The organism is Alicyclobacillus fodiniaquatilis (assembly GCF_042678105.1).
Classification (GTDB): domain Bacteria; phylum Bacillota; class Bacilli; order Alicyclobacillales; family Alicyclobacillaceae; genus Alicyclobacillus; species Alicyclobacillus fodiniaquatilis.
This window is the reverse complement of sequence record NZ_JBHUCX010000028.1, coordinates 252879-272101: the sequence shown is the minus strand read 5'-3', so window position 1 is coordinate 272101 and position 19223 is coordinate 252879. Positions and strand designations below refer to the sequence as shown.

Here is a 19223-nt window from a genome sequence, read left to right as displayed (position 1 = left end):
CGATGTACTTCAATGAGCGGCTGAAATTGGACCGTAGATTTGAATTCGAGTAAGGGGAGAAGACAAATGTCAGGTATGATCATTGGCCATAACCTAGGCGCAATGGACGCATTGTCTGCGTTGAATTCCAACTCCAACGCGTTGAACAGCGCGTTGCAACAACTTTCGACCGGCAAGAAAATCAACAGTGCTGCAGACGACGCATCTGGTTACGCCATTTCGCAAGAGATGCAATCGCAAATCAATGGGTTGAACCAAGCTTCTTCGAACGCACAGGACGGCATTTCGTTGATTCAGACGGCTTCTGGCGCGTTGAACGAGACGAACGGCATTTTGCAACAAATGCGTCAATTGGCGGTACAAGCTTCCAACGACACGAATACATCGACAGACCGCACCAACATCCAACAAGAAATGAACCAGTTGACGGATGAAGTCAATCGCATTGCGGGTACGACACAGTTTAATACGCAGAATATCTTGCAAGGTGGTGGCTCGTCATCATCTGCAACAACAGCTTCGGCGAGCATCACAAGTGCAAGCGGTGCTCTCAATGGTATCTCCAGTTTGGATGTCAGTGGCGCTTCTACGTTGAGTACCGGGAAGTACGAAATTTCCATGAGTACGGCGACGTTAGATACTACTGCGACGGCTTCAACTGCTACTGGTAGTCTAAAAGGCGTTAGTACCACTTTGGATGTAACAGGGCTTCACTTATCGTCTGGTTCGTATACATTGACAATGGATGCTTCAGGGAATGTGTCTTTGATTTCCGGCACTGTTACAATCGGCACGGCTACTGCTACATCTGGTAAAGAACTAACCATTGATGGAATTTCTATGGGGACGATAACATCAGCTGCTGCAGGAACCATGACTTTTACCATCTCTGGTAGTACCGATGAAAAGGCTGTTCTATCAAATGCTTCTGGAACTGCCGTCTCTACTGCTTACTTGAATACTGGTAGCACATTGACCATCGATGGTATTAACACTGGTACGGTTACATCTGCAGCTACCGGGACTTTGAACTTTTCGTTCACGGCCGGATCGAGTGGGACGAGTGGAGCGAGCGGAGATTTTACAGCTCAATTGCAGATCGGCGCAAACCAAGGCCAAAATATGACGATTTCCATTGGCGCTGCTGATGCCGTCTCTTTGGGAATTGCAACGACGGCTAGTGGCACATCCGGATTCACATCGGCTCTGTCAGTTTCTAATGGTCAAGATAACACCAACATTCAGTATGGTCTTGATGTATCGAGTGCAACAGCTGCTGGCAACGCAATCACGGTCCTCAACAATGCGATCGATCAAGTCTCACAGGAACAAGGTCAATTGGGCGCTTACCAAAACCGCCTGACACACACCATCAACAACCTGTCGACTTCTTCGCAAAACCTGACCAGCGCTGAGTCCGGCATCACCGATACGGATATGGCGACGGAAATGGCGCAATACACGCAAGATAACGTACTGCAACAGGCAGCGGTTTCAATGTTGGCGCAGGCCAACCAACAACCGCAGTTGGTACTCAAACTGTTGGGTTGATGATATCGCAATACGCCGGTCGCGCAGGCGGCCGGCTTTTGCCGATTATGAATGAAACACATTTGGATGAAAGGCGGCGAGGAGCATGACCTATATCGGGTCTTTGACTGGCGGCAGCAGTTCAAGCAGTAGTTCATCAAGCTCGGCTTTGCCCAGTGTTTCTGGCGGTATCTCTGGCTTGGCTTCGGGCGTGGATACGGACAGCATTGTCCAAGGTTTGATGGAGTCTGCGCAAGAACCGTTGATTCAATTGTTGCAGCAACGCCAAATTACTCAGTGGAAGCAGGACATTTATCAGCGAGTTGGCAACACGCTGACAGATCTACAGAATGATTTGTCGTCGCTACAACTGCAGTCCACTTTCCTGCAAACCACAGCCACGTCAAGCAACAGTTCCGTCGTGTCAGCCACATCCAATGGCGCCTCAGCGAATGGATCATACAGTGTGACGGTGCAGCAGTTGGCGGCTGGGGCGACAGCTACTTCGTCGCAGAGCTTGTCGACGAACAGCAATTATGCGAATACGCCGATTGGTCAAATATTGGGGGATAGTTCAAGTGATACATCACTTAGTTTCACCCTCAACGGTCAGACATTTAAAGTCAATCCACAGACGGACACCATCAATTCGATTTTGCAAGATATCAATTCCAATCCTGCCGCTGGTGTCACAGGATTTTACGACTCGAATGCTGGCAAGGTGGTTCTTCAGACAGACGGCACGGGCAGCGGGGCCAAAATGCAGGTCAGTTCTGATGACGCAGGTATTTTTACAAATCTGTTTGGCCTTCAGCCCGCGCAGGCAGTCTCCTACTCCTTTACGGGGGATAGTTTGACCAGCAGTGGGACTGTGGACATCAATGGCACCCATTTTCAGTTTACGAACGGCGAATCTTTGGAAGATGTCACATCGCAGATCAATGCCCAAGCAGCCTCGACCGGCGTAGTCGCGAGTTACGACAGTTCGACAAACAAGCTGACATTGAATCCGGCCACGACCAGTCAGACACTGAACTTTGCCAGCACGCCGGCAGCTGGTTCCAGTTTGGATATAGATGGCACTGAGGTTCAGTTTTACGACAGTTCCAAAGAAAGTGCGCCTACAGACCAAAATGGCATCGCCATCGACGTCAATGGCGAGAGCGCGTCGGACATCGCTTCTGCAGTGGCAAACGCCATTTCTGCAAACGGAACATTGAGTGGCACACTGTCAGCTGCGGCTTCCGGCAGCAGTTTGACCTTGACTGCATTGGCGACAGGAGCGGGCAGCGACTTTACCACTTCAGTACCGTCCGCCGTCACCTTAGGATCGCAAACGCTCGGCACAGATTCCACGCCGACGACGCAAACGGCGACCTTTTCAGGCGTGCCAGCAGCTGGCGACGAATTGAGCGTAGACGGCCAAACCTTCGAATTTTACGACAGTTCAACTGGCAATGCGCCAACTGGCACTGGTGTGACGGCGATTGATACGCACGGCTTGGACGCAAATGGGGTGGCCAGTGCGGTTGCTTCGAAGCTACCGAATGGTGTGAAAGGGAGCGCCAGCGATGGCACCTTGACGCTGACGGCCAGTTCAAATGGCGCTACGTCATTGGGCGTCAGTTATACGCCAAATGCGGCCATCACAGGTGTGGGCACGACCGACGAGTCGGATGCGACGGGACTTTACTCCGGCATCAGCGTGTCTGATCCGTTGAATTACGGCGGCCAGACAGTTTTGGGGCAAGCATACGATGCTTCTGGCGATCCTGTGACAGATTCCGCCGATGTGGCAAAAAACGCTTATTACACAGTGAACGGATACAGCACGTCCAGTCAGTCGAACCAAACGGATTACAATGGAACAACGCTATCTCTCAATGCGGTGACCAGCAGTCCAGTCAATATCTCTGTGGCGCCGGATGTGGATTCAATCGTCCAGACCATCACCAATTTTGTTCAGCAGTACAATGAGACGCTGCAGTACATCCAAGGACAGTACAGCACACAGCCCAACAACTCCTACTTGCCGCTCACCGCTGCCCAGGCGGCGCAGATGACAGATACACAGGTGACGGAGTGGAACCAGAAGGCGCAGAGCGGTTTGCTCGGCAATGACACGCTGTTGGGTGGGATCATGTCAAGCATGGAAACCGCCACGACTTCTATGGTATCTGGACAGCCGACATCCGAAGTCAATGGCCAGGCCACGCAGATGAATTCGTTGTATTCCATCGGCATTTCGCCGATAGATCCCTATAATGGGCTGAGCAGTGGCGCGACTGCGCCAGGCGTGACGACGACAGGATACAGCACATATGGTCTTCTGCAGATAAATACAGACCAGTTAACAGCAGCGATTGAAGCGAATCCGACAGCCGTTATGGATCTGTTTACGGCATCTGGTTCAAGTAGTGGTTCAAGCGGCAGTTCGACGAATGCGTCAAGCAGTGACACGGGCATTGCCAAGCAACTTTACGAGGCCGTGAGCAGCAGCATTACGCAGATTCAACAGCAGGCGGGCACAGGCGACACCTATGACCCAACTGGACCGGATGCGAGTAGCTCGTCTAGCAGTAGCAGCACAGACGACAGCAGTTTGCTCGCGTACACGCTGATAGATCCGAATGCCGACTTATCCACACTGTTTAGCACGGATGACATGGATACTAGCTTTATCGGAGAAGAGATCTCTGTCATGGATTCACAGGCCACAGATATGGACAGTCAACTCCAATCCTTGCAGACGCGTTACCAGAATGAGTTTTCCAATATGGAGTCGGCGATTGAACAAGTGAATTCACAGTCCTCCTACATCGTTTCGATGATGGGCGGATCTAGCAGCAGTTAATCTGGGGTGAGAAATTTGAGTCAACTGATGACAGAACCGTTGAATGTGGCTCAGCAGATGACGGACGTTGGTGAACGACTGTTGACGGCGTTGGCGGATGTACAACTGCCCTATTCGTCGATTGAGCAACTGCTCGAACAAAGAAACGAGCTGTTTCATGCATTCAGGAAAAATGCTCGTTTGTTCGATCCTGCGCGCTTACAAACCAACGATGATTTTCGCTTGGCCGTGCAAAAGATTCTGGATCAGAATGAGCAGATTTGTCTTGGAATCCGGGCCAGGCAACATACGGTGCAGCAGGCGGGGCGGCAAGTCACAGCCGCTGGCAAGTTTGCCACCAACCGGTTTTCCAGCGCACAACAGAGTTCGTCTTTTGATATTCAACTGTAATTGATGGAGGCTGAGATAAGTGGCTTACCCCCAACGTGCATTTATGGCTTATAAATCGACGTCAGTCCAGACAGCAAGCCGTGAGAAATTGGTCATTATGTTGTACGATGGCTGGTTGTCTGCATTGGAACTGGCGAAACAAGCGATTGAACAAAAACAGTTGATGGATGCCCATAAACAACTGATGAAAGCGCAGAGTATCGTACATGAATTGAACAATACGCTCGATATGCAATATGAAGTCTCAAAAAACTTGCGTCAACTGTATCAATATTTCCTCAATCAACTGATTCAAGCGAATGTCAATAAGGACATTCGGCCGATTGAGGAACAGTATCCAATCGTCAAAGGGCTACGAGATACCTGGGAAGAGGCCATCAAGCAGCTTGGTGCCGAGAGGTAATTCATGTACTACGCACGCATGTGACCTCCGCTTGCCATACTTTCACTCAACGACATCAATGCAGATTTCTTACACGCCCATTTCGATAAAGGCGGGGAGACGCATATGATGACCGTTCAGTTCACGATAGGTGGCTGTCGACTGCGGCCTGAAGCCATCCATTGGAACAGCACAAGCAGGCAAGTGGATTGATGATGGATGTCCGAATGTGACGGAAGTAGGTAGACATGTCATCTTATCCAAAATGTGTTTCCTGTATATTCAAAATGTAATCGCCATCTTCCCCAATCTTCCGTTATAATTGAGATATGAAGGAGGGGTTGTCATATGAAAATTAACGTTCATGGCGACAACATTGCCGTCACAACTGCATTGCATGATTATGTGGACAAAAAGATTGGTCGACTCACGCGGTATTTTGAAGGCGAAGCGGACAAGGATATCCATGTAACCATGGCAGTGGAGGGTGCACTCCACCGAGTTGAAATGACGATGCACGTACATGGCGTGATTTTTCGCGCTGAAGAGCAGTCTAGTGATATGTATGCCTCCATTGATTTAGTGACTGACAAATTGGAACAACAGGTACAACGGCACAAGGAAAAATTAAACCGGCGTTTCCGGGATAGAGGATTGCGCACGCGCATTAAACAATCCACGCTCAATGGTGAATTCTCCTTGCAGGACATCTATGAGGAGAAAGCGCCGAAGCTGGTTCGAGTCAAGCGGTTTGCGATAAAACCCATGGATATTGAAGAGGCCATGATGCAGATGGATTTGCTTGGGCATGACTTCTACGTATTTACCAATGCGGATACCGAAGAGGTGAATGTCGTCTATCGTCGCCGCAATGGAGACTATGGTCTGATTGAGCCACAAGGCTGATTGATATGCAGAAAACGACAGCGGTGCTTTGCCGCTGTTTCATAGACGAATGACAAATCGGGTATTCGCGAGGTGTTGCGATGCCCGATTTGCCTTGTTTCCGGTTGACGCGGCATCCGGATTCCAGTATACAGATTGTGGACGGATTGACCATTCATTTCTGCCATCTTGTGATATTCTACCTTCCTACGGTACAATCTAATATTAGGACTGTGTGTTCGAACGTAGGGATCGAACAATCGGTAGAATCTTTGCAGCTTTGAGCTGACTTATTAGATGGGGGTGTGACCGTTCGGTGGGACTCCTGAAGCAAGTGTTTAACGCCAACGAACGTGATATTGCGCGATTGCGGCGCAAGATTGATCGAATCAACGGATTAGAGTCACAGTTTGAGCAGATGTCAGATGCCGAGTTACAGGCGATGACACCGGCATATCGCGAGCGATTGAACAATGGGGAGAAGTTGGACGACCTGTTACCCGAGGCGTTTGCCTTGGTTCGCGAGGCTGCGAAGCGCGTGCTGGGACAGCGTCACTATGACGTCCAGTTGATGGGTGGACTGGTGCTTCACGAAGGCCGTGTCGCTGAGATGCGTACCGGTGAAGGGAAGACATTGGTTGCCACTTTACCTTCCTATTTAAATGGTTTGACGGGGCAAGGTGTGCACGTTGTCACGGTCAACGACTATTTGGCGAAACGTGACGCCGAAATCACAGGGCAAGTGCATCGCTTTTTAGGACTGACGGTCGGGTTCAATGGGCACGACATGACACATGAAGAGAAGCGGCAAGCGTACGGGGCAGATATCACGTACGGGACGAACAATGAGTTCGGGTTCGACTATTTGCGCGACAACATGGTGATGTCTGTCGATGACATGGTGCAGCGCAAATTGCACTTCGCTATCGTCGATGAAGTCGACAGCATTTTGATTGATGAAGCGCGTACACCGCTCATCATCTCTGGGCCTGCCGAGAAGTCTGCAGACCTGTATTTTCGCGCCGACTTCTTTGTCCGCCGTTTGAAGCCGGAGGACTATGAGATTGATGAAAAGATGCGCACGGCCAACCTGACGGACAGTGGTGTCCACAAGGCGGAGTCGTTCTTCCATGTCGACAATTTGTTCGATCCCGACAATGTCACGCTGATGCACCACCTGACGCAAGGCTTGAAAGCGCACGGCTTGATGCATCGAGATCAGGACTATGTCGTACTCGATGACGAGATCTGCATCGTCGATGAATTTACTGGACGTTTGATGCAGGGACGGCGCTACAGCGAAGGATTGCACCAGGCGATTGAAGCCAAAGAAGGCGTTCGGGTTCAAAACGAATCGAAGACGTTGGCGACCATCACGCTGCAGAACTTCTTCCGGATGTACAACAAGCTCTCCGGCATGACAGGGACGGCGAAGACGGAAGAAAAAGAGTTTATCGAGATTTATGGCATGGATGTCGTGTGTATCCCGACCAACCGGCCGCTGATTCGCAAAGATATGGGCGATGTCATCTATAAGACAGAGCGCGCCAAATTCCAGGCGGTGGTGAACGAGATTGCCGAACGTCATGCGCATGGGCAACCTGTGCTCGTGGGCACGACATCCATCGACAAATCGGAAATTGTTTCGGAATTGCTCAAGCAAAAGGGTGTCGGACACCAAGTGCTCAATGCGAAACACCATGCGCGCGAGGCGGAAATTGTCTCATTGGCGGGGCAGCCGAACATGGTGACCATCGCCACGAACATGGCTGGGCGCGGCACGGACATCATCCTTGGCGACGGTGTTGCGGACACGGGCGGACTGCACATCATCGGTACAGAACGGCATGAGAGCCGCCGCATCGACAATCAGTTGCGTGGTCGTTCTGGACGTCAGGGAGATCCGGGTTCCTCGCAGTTCTTCCTGTCGCTGGAGGATGAATTGCTGCGGTTGTTTGGCTCGGAAAACATCAAGCGGATGATGGACAGGCTGGGGCTTGAGGAAGATCAGCCGATTGAACACCGGATGTTGACAGGCGCCATGGAGCGCGCGCAGAAGAAGGTCGAAGGGAACAATTACGACATTCGCAAGCACGTCTTGCGCTATGACGATGTCTTGAACAAACAGCGTGAAGTGATTTATCGTCAGCGCCGCCAGATTCTCGAGACGGAGAATCTGCGTGAAATTGTAGAGGGTATGGGAAAAGATCTGATTGAGCACATGCTGGAAGTGTACTGTTCAGAGGAGCAGATTCCGGAGGACTGGGATATTCCGGCGCTCCTCAAATATGCGGAGCATCACTTCTTGTTGCCGGAGCAGGTGGATGAAGATTCGCTGCGGAAGTTGGAGCGCGATGAGTTGCAGGATCGTCTGCTGGAGCTCCTGATTGCGAATTACGATGAGCGTGAGACGGAGATGGGCGATTTCTTGCGCGAATTGGAGCGACTGGTCTTGTTGCGCACGGTGGACTCCAAGTGGATGGATCACATTGATGCGATGGATCAGTTCCGCCAGGGTGTGCACCTACGTTCTTATGGGCAGGCAGATCCGCTTGTGATTTATCAAAAAGAGGGCTTCGAGATGTTTGAAGCGATGATTCACAGCATTGAAGAAGAGGTTGTGCAGTATGTCTTCAAGGCGACGGTGCAGATGACGCCGCAGCCGATTGAGATGCACGACAGCACGGGTGGCTAATCACAGGGTCGGCGTGTGCGCAATACCATATGGAGATTGATGATTTTAGGGAGTGACGGTTGTGGCAGAAACGTTTGGCGAGCTTCGCCAAGAATTGAAGACGATGGCTACTCGGTTAGCGGACTTTAGGAGGTCTCTTTGACGTCGCTGCCAAACAGCAGCGGGTGGAGGCCTTAGAGATTCAGATGACAGCGGCCAATTTCTGGGATGACCAGGACAAGGCGCAAAAGATCATCTCCGAAGTCAATGCGTTAAAATCGGTTGTCGATAAGATGGTGGAGATGGAGCAGAAGCTGGATGATGCGGAAGTCTCCTTGCAATTGGCGCAAGAGGAAAATGACATGGAGCTGTTTGCGGAAGCAAACGAGCTGGCAGCGGCGCTGAAAACGGGATTGGATGGCTTTGAGCTTGAATTGATGCTGTCAGGGGAATATGACGCGAACAATGCGATTCTCGAATTGCATCCGGGCGCGGGCGGCACGGAGTCACAGGATTGGGCGTCCATTCTGCTGCGCATGTACACGCGCTGGGCGGAGGACCACGGCTACAAGGTGGAAGTGCTCGACTACCTGCCGGGAGACGAGGCGGGCGTGAAGAGTGTGACTTTGATGATCAAAGGACACAACGCGTACGGCTATTTGAAGGCGGAGAAGGGTGTGCATCGGTTGGTGCGCATTTCGCCGTTCGATGCGTCGGGACGTCGTCATACGTCCTTTGCTTCCTGTGATGTGATTCCGGAAATCACGGAGGACAATTCCGACATTGAAGTGCGGCCGGAGGAACTGCGGATTGACACGTTCCGTTCCACGGGCGCAGGCGGGCAGCACATCAATACGACGGATTCCGCAGTGCGTATCACGCACTTGGCGACGGGTATCGTCGTCAGTTGCCAAAGCGAACGTTCGCAGATCCAAAACCGCGCTGTGGCGATGAACCTGTTGAAGGCGCGCTTGGCTGAGCGCCGCCGCCAGGAACGCGAGGAGGAGTTGGCGGAATTGCGTGGCGAGCAGAAGGATATCGGCTGGGGCAGCCAGATCCGCTCGTATGTGTTCCACCCCTACTCAATGGTCAAGGATCACCGTACCAACGAAGAGATTGGCAATGTCCATGCCGTTGTCGACGGGCTGTTGGATCCATTCATCAACGCCTACTTGCGCTGGGAACTAGCGCGTCAACAAGCGCGTGAGGCGAGCGCGCACAACGGTGAATCCAGCTAAACACTCGTATAGCAAGACAGCGAGTTCGTTTAGAGGGCAAAACCGCAAGTAACTTAAAGATGGAGTGCAGATTCGCGTGGCGGATCGCACTCCATTTTTTGTCTACCGGGGATGTCCATTTTTACAGGTGATACTGCCTTGGCAATATGTCCAGTTTTTGCGATGTGTTTTCTGTGGATTTATTATTGACAAAACATAAGCGACTATATTATTCTGTATCTCGGGCGTTATTACTTACTAAACGTAATTATATTAATTAAAGAAAGGGTGAACGTCATGAGTATCGGTTTGTTGATAATCCGCTTGGTTGTCGGTTTGACATTTGCGGGACATGGTACACAGAAATTCGGTTGGTTTGGTGGACATGGCTTGAAGGGGACTGGTGGATGGCTCGAATCCATCGGTATTAAGCCAGGTGTGTTCATGGCGTTTCTCGCTGCGCTGGCAGAGGTGATTGGCGGTCTCTTGTTTGCAGCAGGACTGTGGCTGCCTGTGGCGGCGGCGTTGATGGTCATCACCATGTTGGTCGCCATCTTTACGGTGCATGGGAAGAATGGTTACTGGATCACGCAGAACGGGTTTGAGTATAACCTGATGCTGATTGCCATTGCAGTGGGTGTTGCGCTGATTGGACCAGGCTCGTACGCGATTCATTTTTGATGACTAGCAAAACGAAAGCGTAGCAAGACGCTATCTGGTTGCAAGAGACAGGCGACAACAAGAAATTGCGCCGGGTTGTCTCTTCCACAGTTGTTGTGTAGTTGAAGAAACGGGGCAAAGTGCTCAAGGGCGCTGTGCCTCGTTTCTCTTTCATCAGCTGTTTTCGTGTAGGACATGGCGCCTCTGATTATTTCGAATGGGAAAATATATTTCAAGACCGACAGCAAAGTTTCGTTATAATAGATGAGTGAAGGAGGAGAACTCACATGACGACATCAGGATTAAATCAGACTTGGGATTTGGACGTGATCTTCCAGGGTGGCAGTACTTCCACGGAATTTGATACATATTTAGCGCAGTTAAGTCAGGATATGACGACGTTCTCAGCAAATGTGGAGCAGTTGAATTCGACCTCAGCGTCGCAACAATTGGCCGCCGCCATTTTGCACATGCAGGACATCGCGGCTCGTTTGCGGGAAGCGGGCGCCTTTATCAGCTGTCTGACCGCGCAAGATGTCAAGGATACAGAGGCGCGTCTGCTCGTAGGCCGCGTCAGTCAACTGCGGGCGAAATACAATGTCTCGCTCACGAAGCTGGATGCGGTGCTGACCGGATTGACAGCGGACGCGTTTGCCGCTTTGCTCGATGAGCCGCAAATCGGCGAATTGCAGTATGTGCTGGAAGAACGTCGCCGCCGCGCAGGTGACAAGTTGCCGCCAGAGATGGAAGCGTTGGTCGCGGTGCTTTCTGTCGACGGATATGGGGCGTGGGGAGAGCTGTACAACACGATTGTCGGCCGGATGACGCTCCCATTCGAGGAGAACGGAAAGACTGTTTCCTTGTCGATGGGACAGGCCAACAACAAATTGTTAGTCAATGACCGGGATGTTCGTGAGCGCGTGTTTGGCGAATTGGAAAAGACGTGGGCCAATGAAGCCGATTTGTGTTCGGAGGTGTTGAATCACCTTGCGGGGCATCGCTTGGCAGTGTATGAGCAACGCGGTTGGGATTCGGTGCTGCGCGAACCGCTGGAAATCAATCGCATGTCTGCTACCACGTTGGACACGATGTGGCAGGTGATTGCCGAGAACCAATCCGAATTCGTCCGGTTCCTCGAAGCGAAAGCCAAGTGCATTGGCACAGAGAAGCCGACATGGGCGGATGTTGCCGCACCGTTGGGGCAAAACGCCAAAGTGTACACATATGAAGAGGCGCGTGATTTTATCGTTCGCCACTTCGAGCACTTCAACCCAGAGATGGCGGCATTCGCGTACCAATGTTTTGAAAAGCGCTGGATCGAAGCGGAAGACAGGCCTGGCAAGCGCCCCGGTGGATTCTGCACCAGTTTCCCGGTCAGCGGGCAGACGCGCATCTTTGTCACCTTCTCGGGTTCTGCGTCCAATGTGGCGACATTGGCGCACGAGTTGGGACATGCGTATCATCAACACGTCATGCGCCAGTTGCCGCAGTTGAATACCAATTATGCGATGAATGTCGCTGAAACAGCTTCGACTTTTGCCGAGATGATTGTCGCCGACGCTTCAGTCAAAGAGGCGGCAAATCCAGTCGAACAGTTGGGATTGCTCGAAGACAAAGTCGGACGCAGTGTCGCGATGTTCATGAACATCTATGCGCGGTTTTTGTTTGAGACGCGGTTCTACGAAGAACGCAAGCGCGGCGTGGTCAGTGTGGAGCGGCTAAATGCGCTGATGCAGACGGCGCAAGAGGAAGCGTTTGGCGGGGCGTTGGCCAGCTATCACCCTCACTTCTGGGCGTCCAAGCTGCATTTTTACTCCACAGGCGTGCCGTTCTACAACTTCCCGTATACGTTTGGCTATCTGTTCAGCACGGGGATTTATGCGCGCGCGCAAGCCGAGGGCCCATCCTTCGCTGCCAAGTACGTCGCATTGCTGCAGGATACAGGGCGCATGCGCGTCGAAGATTTGGCGAAGAAACACCTCGGCGTCGACCTGCAAAAGCCAGACTTCTGGCAAAGCGCTGTGGACTTGGCCGTGATCGACGCGCGTAAATTTGTCGATCTCGCCCAGTCCACCGCGCTCAATTGATCTGTTTCACCGTGCTGCATCAAAGAGCCATCTAAGGTCTGTACCTTGAGATGGCTCTTTTCTTTTGTTAGATTCTAGAGCGAGAGGCGGGATGACGTTGCCAGATGCAGATTTATACAGTGCGCTTGTCGCGTTGGCCAAAGGCGCGGAAAAATCGCGGCAGCGCGTCGCCACCAAGCTGGCGTCGGCGCCGCTTGATGTGCGCAAAGCGGTATTCATGCGGGGGATCACGTCAAAAAATCCGAAAATCAGACGAGCGACATGTGCGCTTGTCGGAGAGTTGCGCGAAGAGGACGCATTGCCCGAGATGTTGAACGCGCTGCAAGATGCGCATCAAGATGTGGTGCAGATGGCGGTGTGGTCCATTGGCAGAATGCAGGTCCGGGCGGCGATCCCTGCGCTTGTTGAGTTGATTGCAAGCGGTTGCGGTTTTAAAGTGGCCAAAACGGCGGTATGGGCGTTCGGGGAAATCGGCGACGATGGCGTGCTGCCCACGCTGTCCAGCATGTTGCAAGACCCGAATGCCCGCCTGTGTGAGGGCATATTGGTCTGTGGCATCAAACTGGGGCACAAAGCCTTTGTCGAGTTGTTACAGGCGTTGGATTGCGCGCAGCCGCAGGTGCAAAACGCATTGCGCGATGCGTCCTATGCCAGCGGTGAAATTCGCGGCGCATTGATGCGCGCGGTGATTCGGACAAAAGACGCAAAGACGTTGGTCTCTATATTGGCGGCGATTCCCTATGCCACGTTGCATGAGGCGGACTATGAACGCCTTTTGGCCAGTGACCAAGCTGCTGTTCGGGAAGCGACGTATCGCTCCATCGCCCATTGCGCTTTGCGACGAAACGTGAAGCGAGAGTGGTTGCTAGGCGCTTTGGACGATGCCAGCAATCAGGTGGTCATCACAGCGCTGCAATGTCTGGCTGAGTACATGAACGAGGATGGCGCTGTGATCGAGCGCGTGCAGTGGCTTTTCGACCATCACCCGTCACCCAAGATTCGGTCTGTTGCGACTGATTTGCTGCAGCGCCGGGATGTCTTTTTGCAAGTCAGACAGTTGGCGCCCAAGTGGCGGCGGTTCGTCTTAGAGACTTTGCCGGGATTAGAATCGTTTGTCGCGATGGAAGCCGATTGCTTGGGCATCGTTTTCCAGACGCAGATGTCTGGCGCTGGCTGGCTGGAAGTCCGTCTTGACGAAAATAGCTCCAGTGTCGCAGAGATGAAGAGCATGCACACCATCTCCCGGATCTGCGCTGTCGCTTCTGTGACCGATGCGACCGGCAACTGTGAGGTGAATCCCTATCTGCAAGCGCTGTTTTCACAGCATGGTGTGAATGCGCAAAATGGCCAAACTGTCGACCTTGAACAGGTGCGCATCAACGGACAGGTTTTTGCGATTGCGCCGCTGATCGAGGAGCGCGACATGCGTAGACCTGCGCGGAAATTGCGGGCGACATCGCTCGATTGGCGCGTGGCCAGAGCGATGGTGCTGTGTACAAAACCGAAGCCTGATGATGTGTTTGTCGATCCGACGTGCGGTTCTGGCACATTGTTGTTGGAGCGGGCGACCATCGCGCCATATCAAGCGCTCATCGGCGGTGATTGTGACAGGGCTGCCGTTGCGGCAGCACAACATAACCTCAAGCACTGTCAGGACGTGATGCTGCACGAGTGGGATGCCGTTTCCACACCGCTGGCGGCGGGATCGGTCGATGTGGTTGTCGCCAACTTGCCTTTTGGGCGTCGCGTCGGGAACCATGAAGGAAATGTCGCGTTGTACCCGGCACTGCTCAAAGAAGTCATCCGAATTTTGCGGGTCGGTGGCTGTGCTGTTTTTCTGACGCAGGAAATTGCGCTGTTATCTGATGTGGTACAAACTTGGAAATCGCAAGTTGTGTGTGAATTGGATCAGGCTGTAGCAATGGGCGGATTGGCGCCACATCTGTTTTGCATCCGCAAAGTCAGGTGAGGGCACAAAGCAGAAGCTGCCGAAATGATCATTGCGCCATGTTCGATGGATTCTGCAAATCAGAAAATATAAAGCAAAACGCCACAGAAGAAGGCGTTTTGCTTTATAACACTGTTGTCATATTGGTAGGAAAGATGTACACCTGAGCGCGTGGCCCATGCTAAGGTGGTCCGCATTGGGTGCCAGGCGACGCAAGGCATGGTTGAATGCGCGTCTTATACTGTCGCTCTGCGCAGGAGCAAGTACGTTACAATTCCATAGACGACGATGGCTGGAATCAGCCACCAGGATAGTTGTAGGGCTGAATGGTGAAAGAACCACGTAAAAATGGGGATCCATTTGTTGAAATACGTGCAGAGAATGGCGGCAACACTGCAGAAGATAAACAGGGCGGCGAAAAAGATCAGCAATCCGCCGCGGCCAAACCGTTGAAATAAACTTGATATCAACCAACCAAGAAAGCACAAGTGCAGCAAGATGACGAAATCAATCCAAAACTGTCCGATGGCCGGGCTCGCGTCCAAATAGGGAAGATGGAAAAAGTGCAAATTGACGCCCCAACTGTCTGTCAAATTTTCTATGAGGGACAACAGGGATAGTATGAGCGCATTGACCGCGTTGATGATGAGAATCGTCATGGCCGTGCCCACAAAAAAGTCTGTTCGCCGCACGCTAAATCCGATTGCAAACGGGAATGCGCCACGCAAGAAAAAGATGCCGATGATGAGCATGTACAAATAGACAGTCGCGACGCTGCCAGAATAGGTTTGGCTGTGAATGATGAAGCAGAGAATCAGATTGATAAAAAAGCTGAATAACGTAATGAACCAGGGAAGAAAGAACAAAAGCAACCTGGACTTGAAATGCAACTTCACAATACTCATGGTGCGGTTCACAGTGTTTCCTCCTCTTGCCCATGTTGATTTGTCAAATGAACGACCAATTGCTGTAGTGATACAGGCGCTAGTTCCAAGCCGAGTGCATTCGCTTGTTTTTGTTCTGCTGGCGTCAAGCTTCCAGTGACGGTGGCGGAAGTCAATGCGCCAAACGGTGCGCGGTGCACCACTTTTTTTCTGGCCGTAAATGCCTCGACGGCTGACGTTGTGCCTGCGACAGTGAACGCCCGTCCGCGCAATACATCTGCATTTTCATTCAGGATCAGCCGACCTTTGTCAATCAGCATGACATGCTCCAGAATCTGGCTCACCTCGTCAATCAGGTGTGTGGAAAGGACGATGGTGCGTGGATGTGAGCCATAATCTTCAATCAGCCGATCGTAAAACAAATTCCTGGCGACAGCGTCCAGTCCCAGGTAGGGTTCGTCGAATATCGTCAACGGCGCGCGGCTGGCTAGGCCGACAATGATGCCAGCGGCGGAGAGCATTCCTCTGGATAACTTTTTCATGCGCCGTCTTGGCGGCAGACCGAAGTCTGCAATCAACGACTGCGCGTACGCGCGGTCCCAGTTGGGAAAGAACGATTCGGCCATTTCCATTACATCTGCAAGCCGAAAGTTGTCAGGATATTTTTGGCTCTCCTTGATGAAACACGTTTGACTGAGCACCCGATTATTTTCATAGGGCGCTTCCCCGAACACTTTCAATTTCCCACTCGTCGGGAACAATTGAGCCGTTAACATGTGCATGATGGTGGTTTTCCCTGCGCCATTTCTCCCCAACAACCCGTATATTTTATCTGCTTCCATTTGGAAGCTGACGTGATCTACTGCCGTGAAACTGCCATATGACTTGGTCAGACCTTCCACTTCAACGGCGCTTTGCATCAGATTTTATCTCCTCTCAAAATCATGTCGGACAATTGCGCTGTGGTGATCCCCAGTTTTTTGGCCTCTTGTATCATCGTCACCACGTACTGTTCGAAGAACTCTTCTCGCCGCTTTTCCAGCAACTGCGCGCGCGCGCCGGTAGCCACAAACATACCGATCCCTCGTTTCTTGTACAAAATCCCTTGATCCACCAAAAGATTCACGCCCTTCGCCGCAGTTGCCGGGTTGATTTGGTAAAAGGATGCGAATTGATTGGTCGAAGGAACCTGCGCCTCTTCAGGTAATCTCTCTTGAATGATGTCGTCCTCAATGCGTTCTGCAATCTGCACAAAAATCGGGCGGCTGTCATCCATCAAAAAAGTCATCTCGCCACCACCATGTTAGTTAATTACTCATGTAACTAACCATACAAGCAGTAGACCTTATTGTCAATTCTTATCTCGATATTTAATACTTTTCCGATTTTATAACGCATGAATAAATTGCCTTGTTGTACAATGTGAACAGGCATATTTCATTTCATCAAGATTGTGGGGCGGTCTTGTGAAGGTAATTTTGGCCCCAGAGTGGGAGAACATAAATTAAGCTTAGGAAAGAGGACGTGAGTGGAGTGGAAAATCAGACAAGTGCTCGTCAACTGCCACCGCACGTGTTTGTGCTGTTCGGCGCAACCGGCGATTTGGCGCATCGTAAATTGTTCCCAGCCATGTATCAACTGCATCGCAAGGGGCTGGTTCCGGATGGGTTCAGCGTTGTAGGAACGGCGCGTACCAAATACACGAATGAAGGGTTCCGCGACGAGGTGTTCCAGTCCATGCAGTCCTTCGTCAAGGGCGGCATACCCAACGATGACGTGTGGCGTTCATTCGCAGAGCGAATTCACTATGTGCCAGGCAATGTGGACAAGGTTGAAGATTTCCGCAACTTGCATGATTACATCAGCCAAGTGGAAGAAGAGCGTGATCACGGCGGCAATCGGATGTTCTACCTCGCCATGGCGCCGCGCTTCTTCGGCGAAACAGCGCTCTTTCTGAAAGAAAGTGGGCTGGCCGACACAAAGGGCTGGCGTCGTCTCATCATCGAAAAGCCGTTCGGCCATAATCACGAATCGGCTGCTGCGCTCAACGAACAACTGCGCAGCGCCTTTGAGGAAGAGGAAATTTACCGGATCGATCACTATCTCGGCAAAGAGATGGTGCAGAATATCGAAGTGATTCGCTTCGCCAATTCGATGTTTGAACCGCTGTGGGACAACCGTTCCATCGCTTCTGTCCAGATCACGTCCAGTGAGACGGTCGGTGTGGAAGACCGGGCTTCTTATTACGAAAAAGCGGGCGTCTTGCGCGACATGATTCAAAACCACATGTTGCAGATGGTGATGATGACGGCGATGGAACCGCCTAGCCGTTTGCGCACGGAAGCCATTCGCGACGAGAAGGTCAAGGTACTGCGCTCCCTGCGTCGCTATGACATCGAAGAAGTGAAGAAAAATGTCGTGCGCGGGCAGTATCGCGCTGGTGAAATCAACGGACAGGCTGTGCCAGGATATCTGGAGGAGAAAGGCGTTGCGCCGGGATCGAAAACGGAGACGTTTATGGCCGCTCGTCTGTTTATCGACAACTTCCGCTGGGCAGGTGTGCCGTTCTACATCCGAACAGGCAAGCGCATGCCCGTCAAGTCGACGGAAATTGTGGTGCAATTCCGGAATATGCCGAAGCATCTGTTCTTTAACCAGGATGGCAACTTGGGGCCGAACTTGTTGGTCATTCGCATCAATCCAGTCGAAGGGATGTACATGCAGTTGAACGTCAAACGGCCGGGGACAGACAATGTGGTCGTGCCCATCGCAATGGAGTTCAGTCAACCGTCGGATAAATCCCCGGAGGCGTATGAGCGGTTGCTGCACGATGCGATGATTGGGGACTCGACGTTCTTTACCCGCTGGGACGAAGTTTCCCTGGCGTGGAAATTTGTCGATCCGATTGCAGAAGCGTTCGCTGATTCTTCGACACCGTTGCACGAATATGCGAGCGGCGAGTGGGGACCGCAGGCTGCAACCGATTTGGTGCAGGGCGAGCCAGGAATTTGGTGGCCGGTTTATGGCGAGAAAGTGCCGTCGGTGGAATCGTTGTTGATGTGTGAAAAAGCACAGGCAGTAGAGGTGAAATGATCCGTGAAAATTTACGACGTCAGCATGCTGATTGATACGGACATGCAGGTGTACAAAAACAAGGACGAAAAGCGTCCATCCTTTGAGACGACGTCCGACTTCACAACAGGCAGCAGCCATGAGACGCGCATTCATATGGATGCGCACACGGGCACGCACATCGATGCGCCCCTGCACATGCTTGAGCAGGGCGAGACGATTGAGTCGGTTCACATTGAACAGCTTGTCGGCGACTGCCGGGTGCTTGATTTGACAAATGTGGAAGATGGCATCACTCGGGCCGACCTCGAGGCGCATGCGCCGCAAAAGGGCGAATTTTTGTTATTGAAGACGAAAAACTCGTGGGATGAGTCGTTCAATTTCAACTTCATCTACGTGGCTCAAGATGGCGCCGAGTATCTCGCCGACATCGGCATCGCGGGGGTGGCCATTGACGGTTTGGGCATTGAGCGAAGCCAACCGGGGCACGAGACGCACAAGGCACTGTTGGCGAAAAACATCGTCATCATTGAGGGACTGCGTTTGAAGGATGTGCCGACGGGGACCTACTTCATGGTCGCCGCGCCGCTCAAAATGACGGGCATCGACGCCGCGCCTGCCCGTGTGCTCTTGTTGGACG

The 19223-nt window shown here is 52.0% G+C and carries 15 protein-coding genes; 12 read left to right on the top strand and 3 right to left on the bottom strand.

The features are described from left to right. The first annotated feature begins 66 nt into the window (after positions 1-66). From ACFSB2_RS12285 to ACFSB2_RS12240, 10 genes are all read left to right on the top strand, one after another. The gene (locus ACFSB2_RS12285) at positions 67-1551 is read left to right on the top strand and encodes a flagellin N-terminal helical domain-containing protein (RefSeq protein ID WP_377943340.1); all 1485 of its coding nucleotides are present in this window, start codon (positions 67-69) and stop codon (positions 1549-1551) included. Between the two features lie 85 nt (positions 1552-1636). Continuing rightward, positions 1637-4384: a flagellar filament capping protein FliD gene (gene fliD, locus ACFSB2_RS12280; protein ID WP_377943339.1), complete on the top strand. Its 2748-nt coding sequence runs from the start codon at positions 1637-1639 to the stop codon at positions 4382-4384. A 15-nt stretch (positions 4385-4399) separates the two neighbouring features. Beyond that, on the top strand, positions 4400-4774 hold the full coding sequence (locus tag ACFSB2_RS12275) for a hypothetical protein (protein ID WP_377943338.1): 375 nt from the start codon (positions 4400-4402) through the stop codon (positions 4772-4774). Between the two features lie 19 nt (positions 4775-4793). Then, the gene (gene fliS / locus ACFSB2_RS12270) at positions 4794-5177 is read left to right on the top strand and encodes a flagellar export chaperone FliS (RefSeq protein WP_377943337.1); all 384 of its coding nucleotides are present in this window, start codon (positions 4794-4796) and stop codon (positions 5175-5177) included. Between the two features lie 327 nt (positions 5178-5504). Continuing rightward, on the top strand, positions 5505-6062 hold the full coding sequence (gene hpf / locus ACFSB2_RS12265) for a ribosome hibernation-promoting factor, HPF/YfiA family (RefSeq protein ID WP_377943336.1): 558 nt from the start codon (positions 5505-5507) through the stop codon (positions 6060-6062). A 295-nt stretch (positions 6063-6357) separates the two neighbouring features. Beyond that, complete coding sequence (gene secA / locus ACFSB2_RS12260; protein WP_377943335.1) at positions 6358-8736, top strand: preprotein translocase subunit SecA; 2379 nt, start codon at positions 6358-6360, stop codon at positions 8734-8736. A gap of 103 nt (positions 8737-8839) precedes the next feature. Continuing rightward, positions 8840-9953, top strand: a protein-coding gene (prfB, locus tag ACFSB2_RS12255; RefSeq protein ID WP_377943380.1) for a peptide chain release factor 2 whose coding sequence is annotated in 2 segments (ribosomal slippage) — positions 8840-8875 and positions 8877-9953 — 1113 coding nt in all. Because the reading frame shifts where the segments join, the coding sequence is not laid out codon by codon here. A 276-nt stretch (positions 9954-10229) separates the two neighbouring features. After that, on the top strand, positions 10230-10613 hold the full coding sequence (locus ACFSB2_RS12250; RefSeq protein ID WP_377943334.1) for a DoxX family protein: 384 nt from the start codon (positions 10230-10232) through the stop codon (positions 10611-10613). Positions 10614-10879: 266 nt separating this feature from the next. Beyond that, positions 10880-12679 (top strand): M3 family oligoendopeptidase, encoded by a 1800-nt coding sequence (locus ACFSB2_RS12245; RefSeq protein WP_377943333.1) that lies wholly within the window; start codon positions 10880-10882, stop codon positions 12677-12679. Positions 12680-12776: 97 nt separating this feature from the next. Then, on the top strand, positions 12777-14648 hold the full coding sequence (locus tag ACFSB2_RS12240) for a HEAT repeat domain-containing protein (RefSeq protein ID WP_377943332.1): 1872 nt from the start codon (positions 12777-12779) through the stop codon (positions 14646-14648). A 215-nt stretch (positions 14649-14863) separates the two neighbouring features. Here the strand turns inward: ACFSB2_RS12240 and ACFSB2_RS12235 are convergent, their stop codons facing one another. Genes ACFSB2_RS12235 through ACFSB2_RS12225 form a run of 3 tightly spaced genes read right to left on the bottom strand, consistent with a single transcriptional unit; the run spans position 14864 to position 16799 of the window. Continuing rightward, positions 14864-15544 (bottom strand): hypothetical protein, encoded by a 681-nt coding sequence (locus ACFSB2_RS12235; protein ID WP_377943331.1) that lies wholly within the window; start codon positions 15542-15544, stop codon positions 14864-14866. Then, on the bottom strand, positions 15541-16431 hold the full coding sequence (locus ACFSB2_RS12230; RefSeq protein WP_377943330.1) for an ABC transporter ATP-binding protein: 891 nt from the start codon (positions 16429-16431) through the stop codon (positions 15541-15543). The genes ACFSB2_RS12235 and ACFSB2_RS12230 overlap by 4 nt, the downstream gene beginning before the upstream one ends. Beyond that, a complete protein-coding gene (locus ACFSB2_RS12225) occupies positions 16431-16799 on the bottom strand; it encodes a GntR family transcriptional regulator (RefSeq protein ID WP_377943328.1) in 369 nt (122 codons plus the stop codon). Before ACFSB2_RS12225 ends, ACFSB2_RS12230 begins: the two co-directional genes overlap by 1 nt. Before the next feature lie 236 nt (positions 16800-17035). On the opposite strand from ACFSB2_RS12225, the gene zwf reads away from it, so the two are divergent. Together zwf and ACFSB2_RS12215 are read left to right on the top strand one after the other, a co-directional pair. Next, entirely contained in the window at positions 17036-18604 is a 1569-nt protein-coding gene (zwf, locus tag ACFSB2_RS12220) for a glucose-6-phosphate dehydrogenase (RefSeq protein WP_377943327.1), read from the top strand. 3 nt (positions 18605-18607) lie between these two features. After that, a partial coding sequence (locus ACFSB2_RS12215; RefSeq protein WP_377943326.1) for a cyclase family protein occupies positions 18608-19223 on the top strand: 616 nt, incomplete at its 3' end.

What these genes read in the sequence shown, in the direction of transcription:
- ACFSB2_RS12225 (WP_377943328.1), bottom strand. Translation starts at nt 16,799, where the DNA reads ATGACTTTTTTGATGGATGACAGCCGCCCGATTTTTGTGCAGATTGCA.
- ACFSB2_RS12250 (WP_377943334.1), top strand. Translation starts at nt 10,230, where the DNA reads ATGAGTATCGGTTTGTTGATAATCCGCTTGGTTGTCGGTTTGACATTT.
- ACFSB2_RS12285 (WP_377943340.1), top strand. Translation starts at nt 67, where the DNA reads ATGTCAGGTATGATCATTGGCCATAACCTAGGCGCAATGGACGCATTG.
- fliD (WP_377943339.1), top strand. Translation starts at nt 1,637, where the DNA reads ATGACCTATATCGGGTCTTTGACTGGCGGCAGCAGTTCAAGCAGTAGT.
- hpf (WP_377943336.1), top strand. Translation starts at nt 5,505, where the DNA reads ATGAAAATTAACGTTCATGGCGACAACATTGCCGTCACAACTGCATTG.
- ACFSB2_RS12245 (WP_377943333.1), top strand. Translation starts at nt 10,880, where the DNA reads ATGACGACATCAGGATTAAATCAGACTTGGGATTTGGACGTGATCTTC.
- ACFSB2_RS12230 (WP_377943330.1), bottom strand. Translation starts at nt 16,431, where the DNA reads ATGCAAAGCGCCGTTGAAGTGGAAGGTCTGACCAAGTCATATGGCAGT.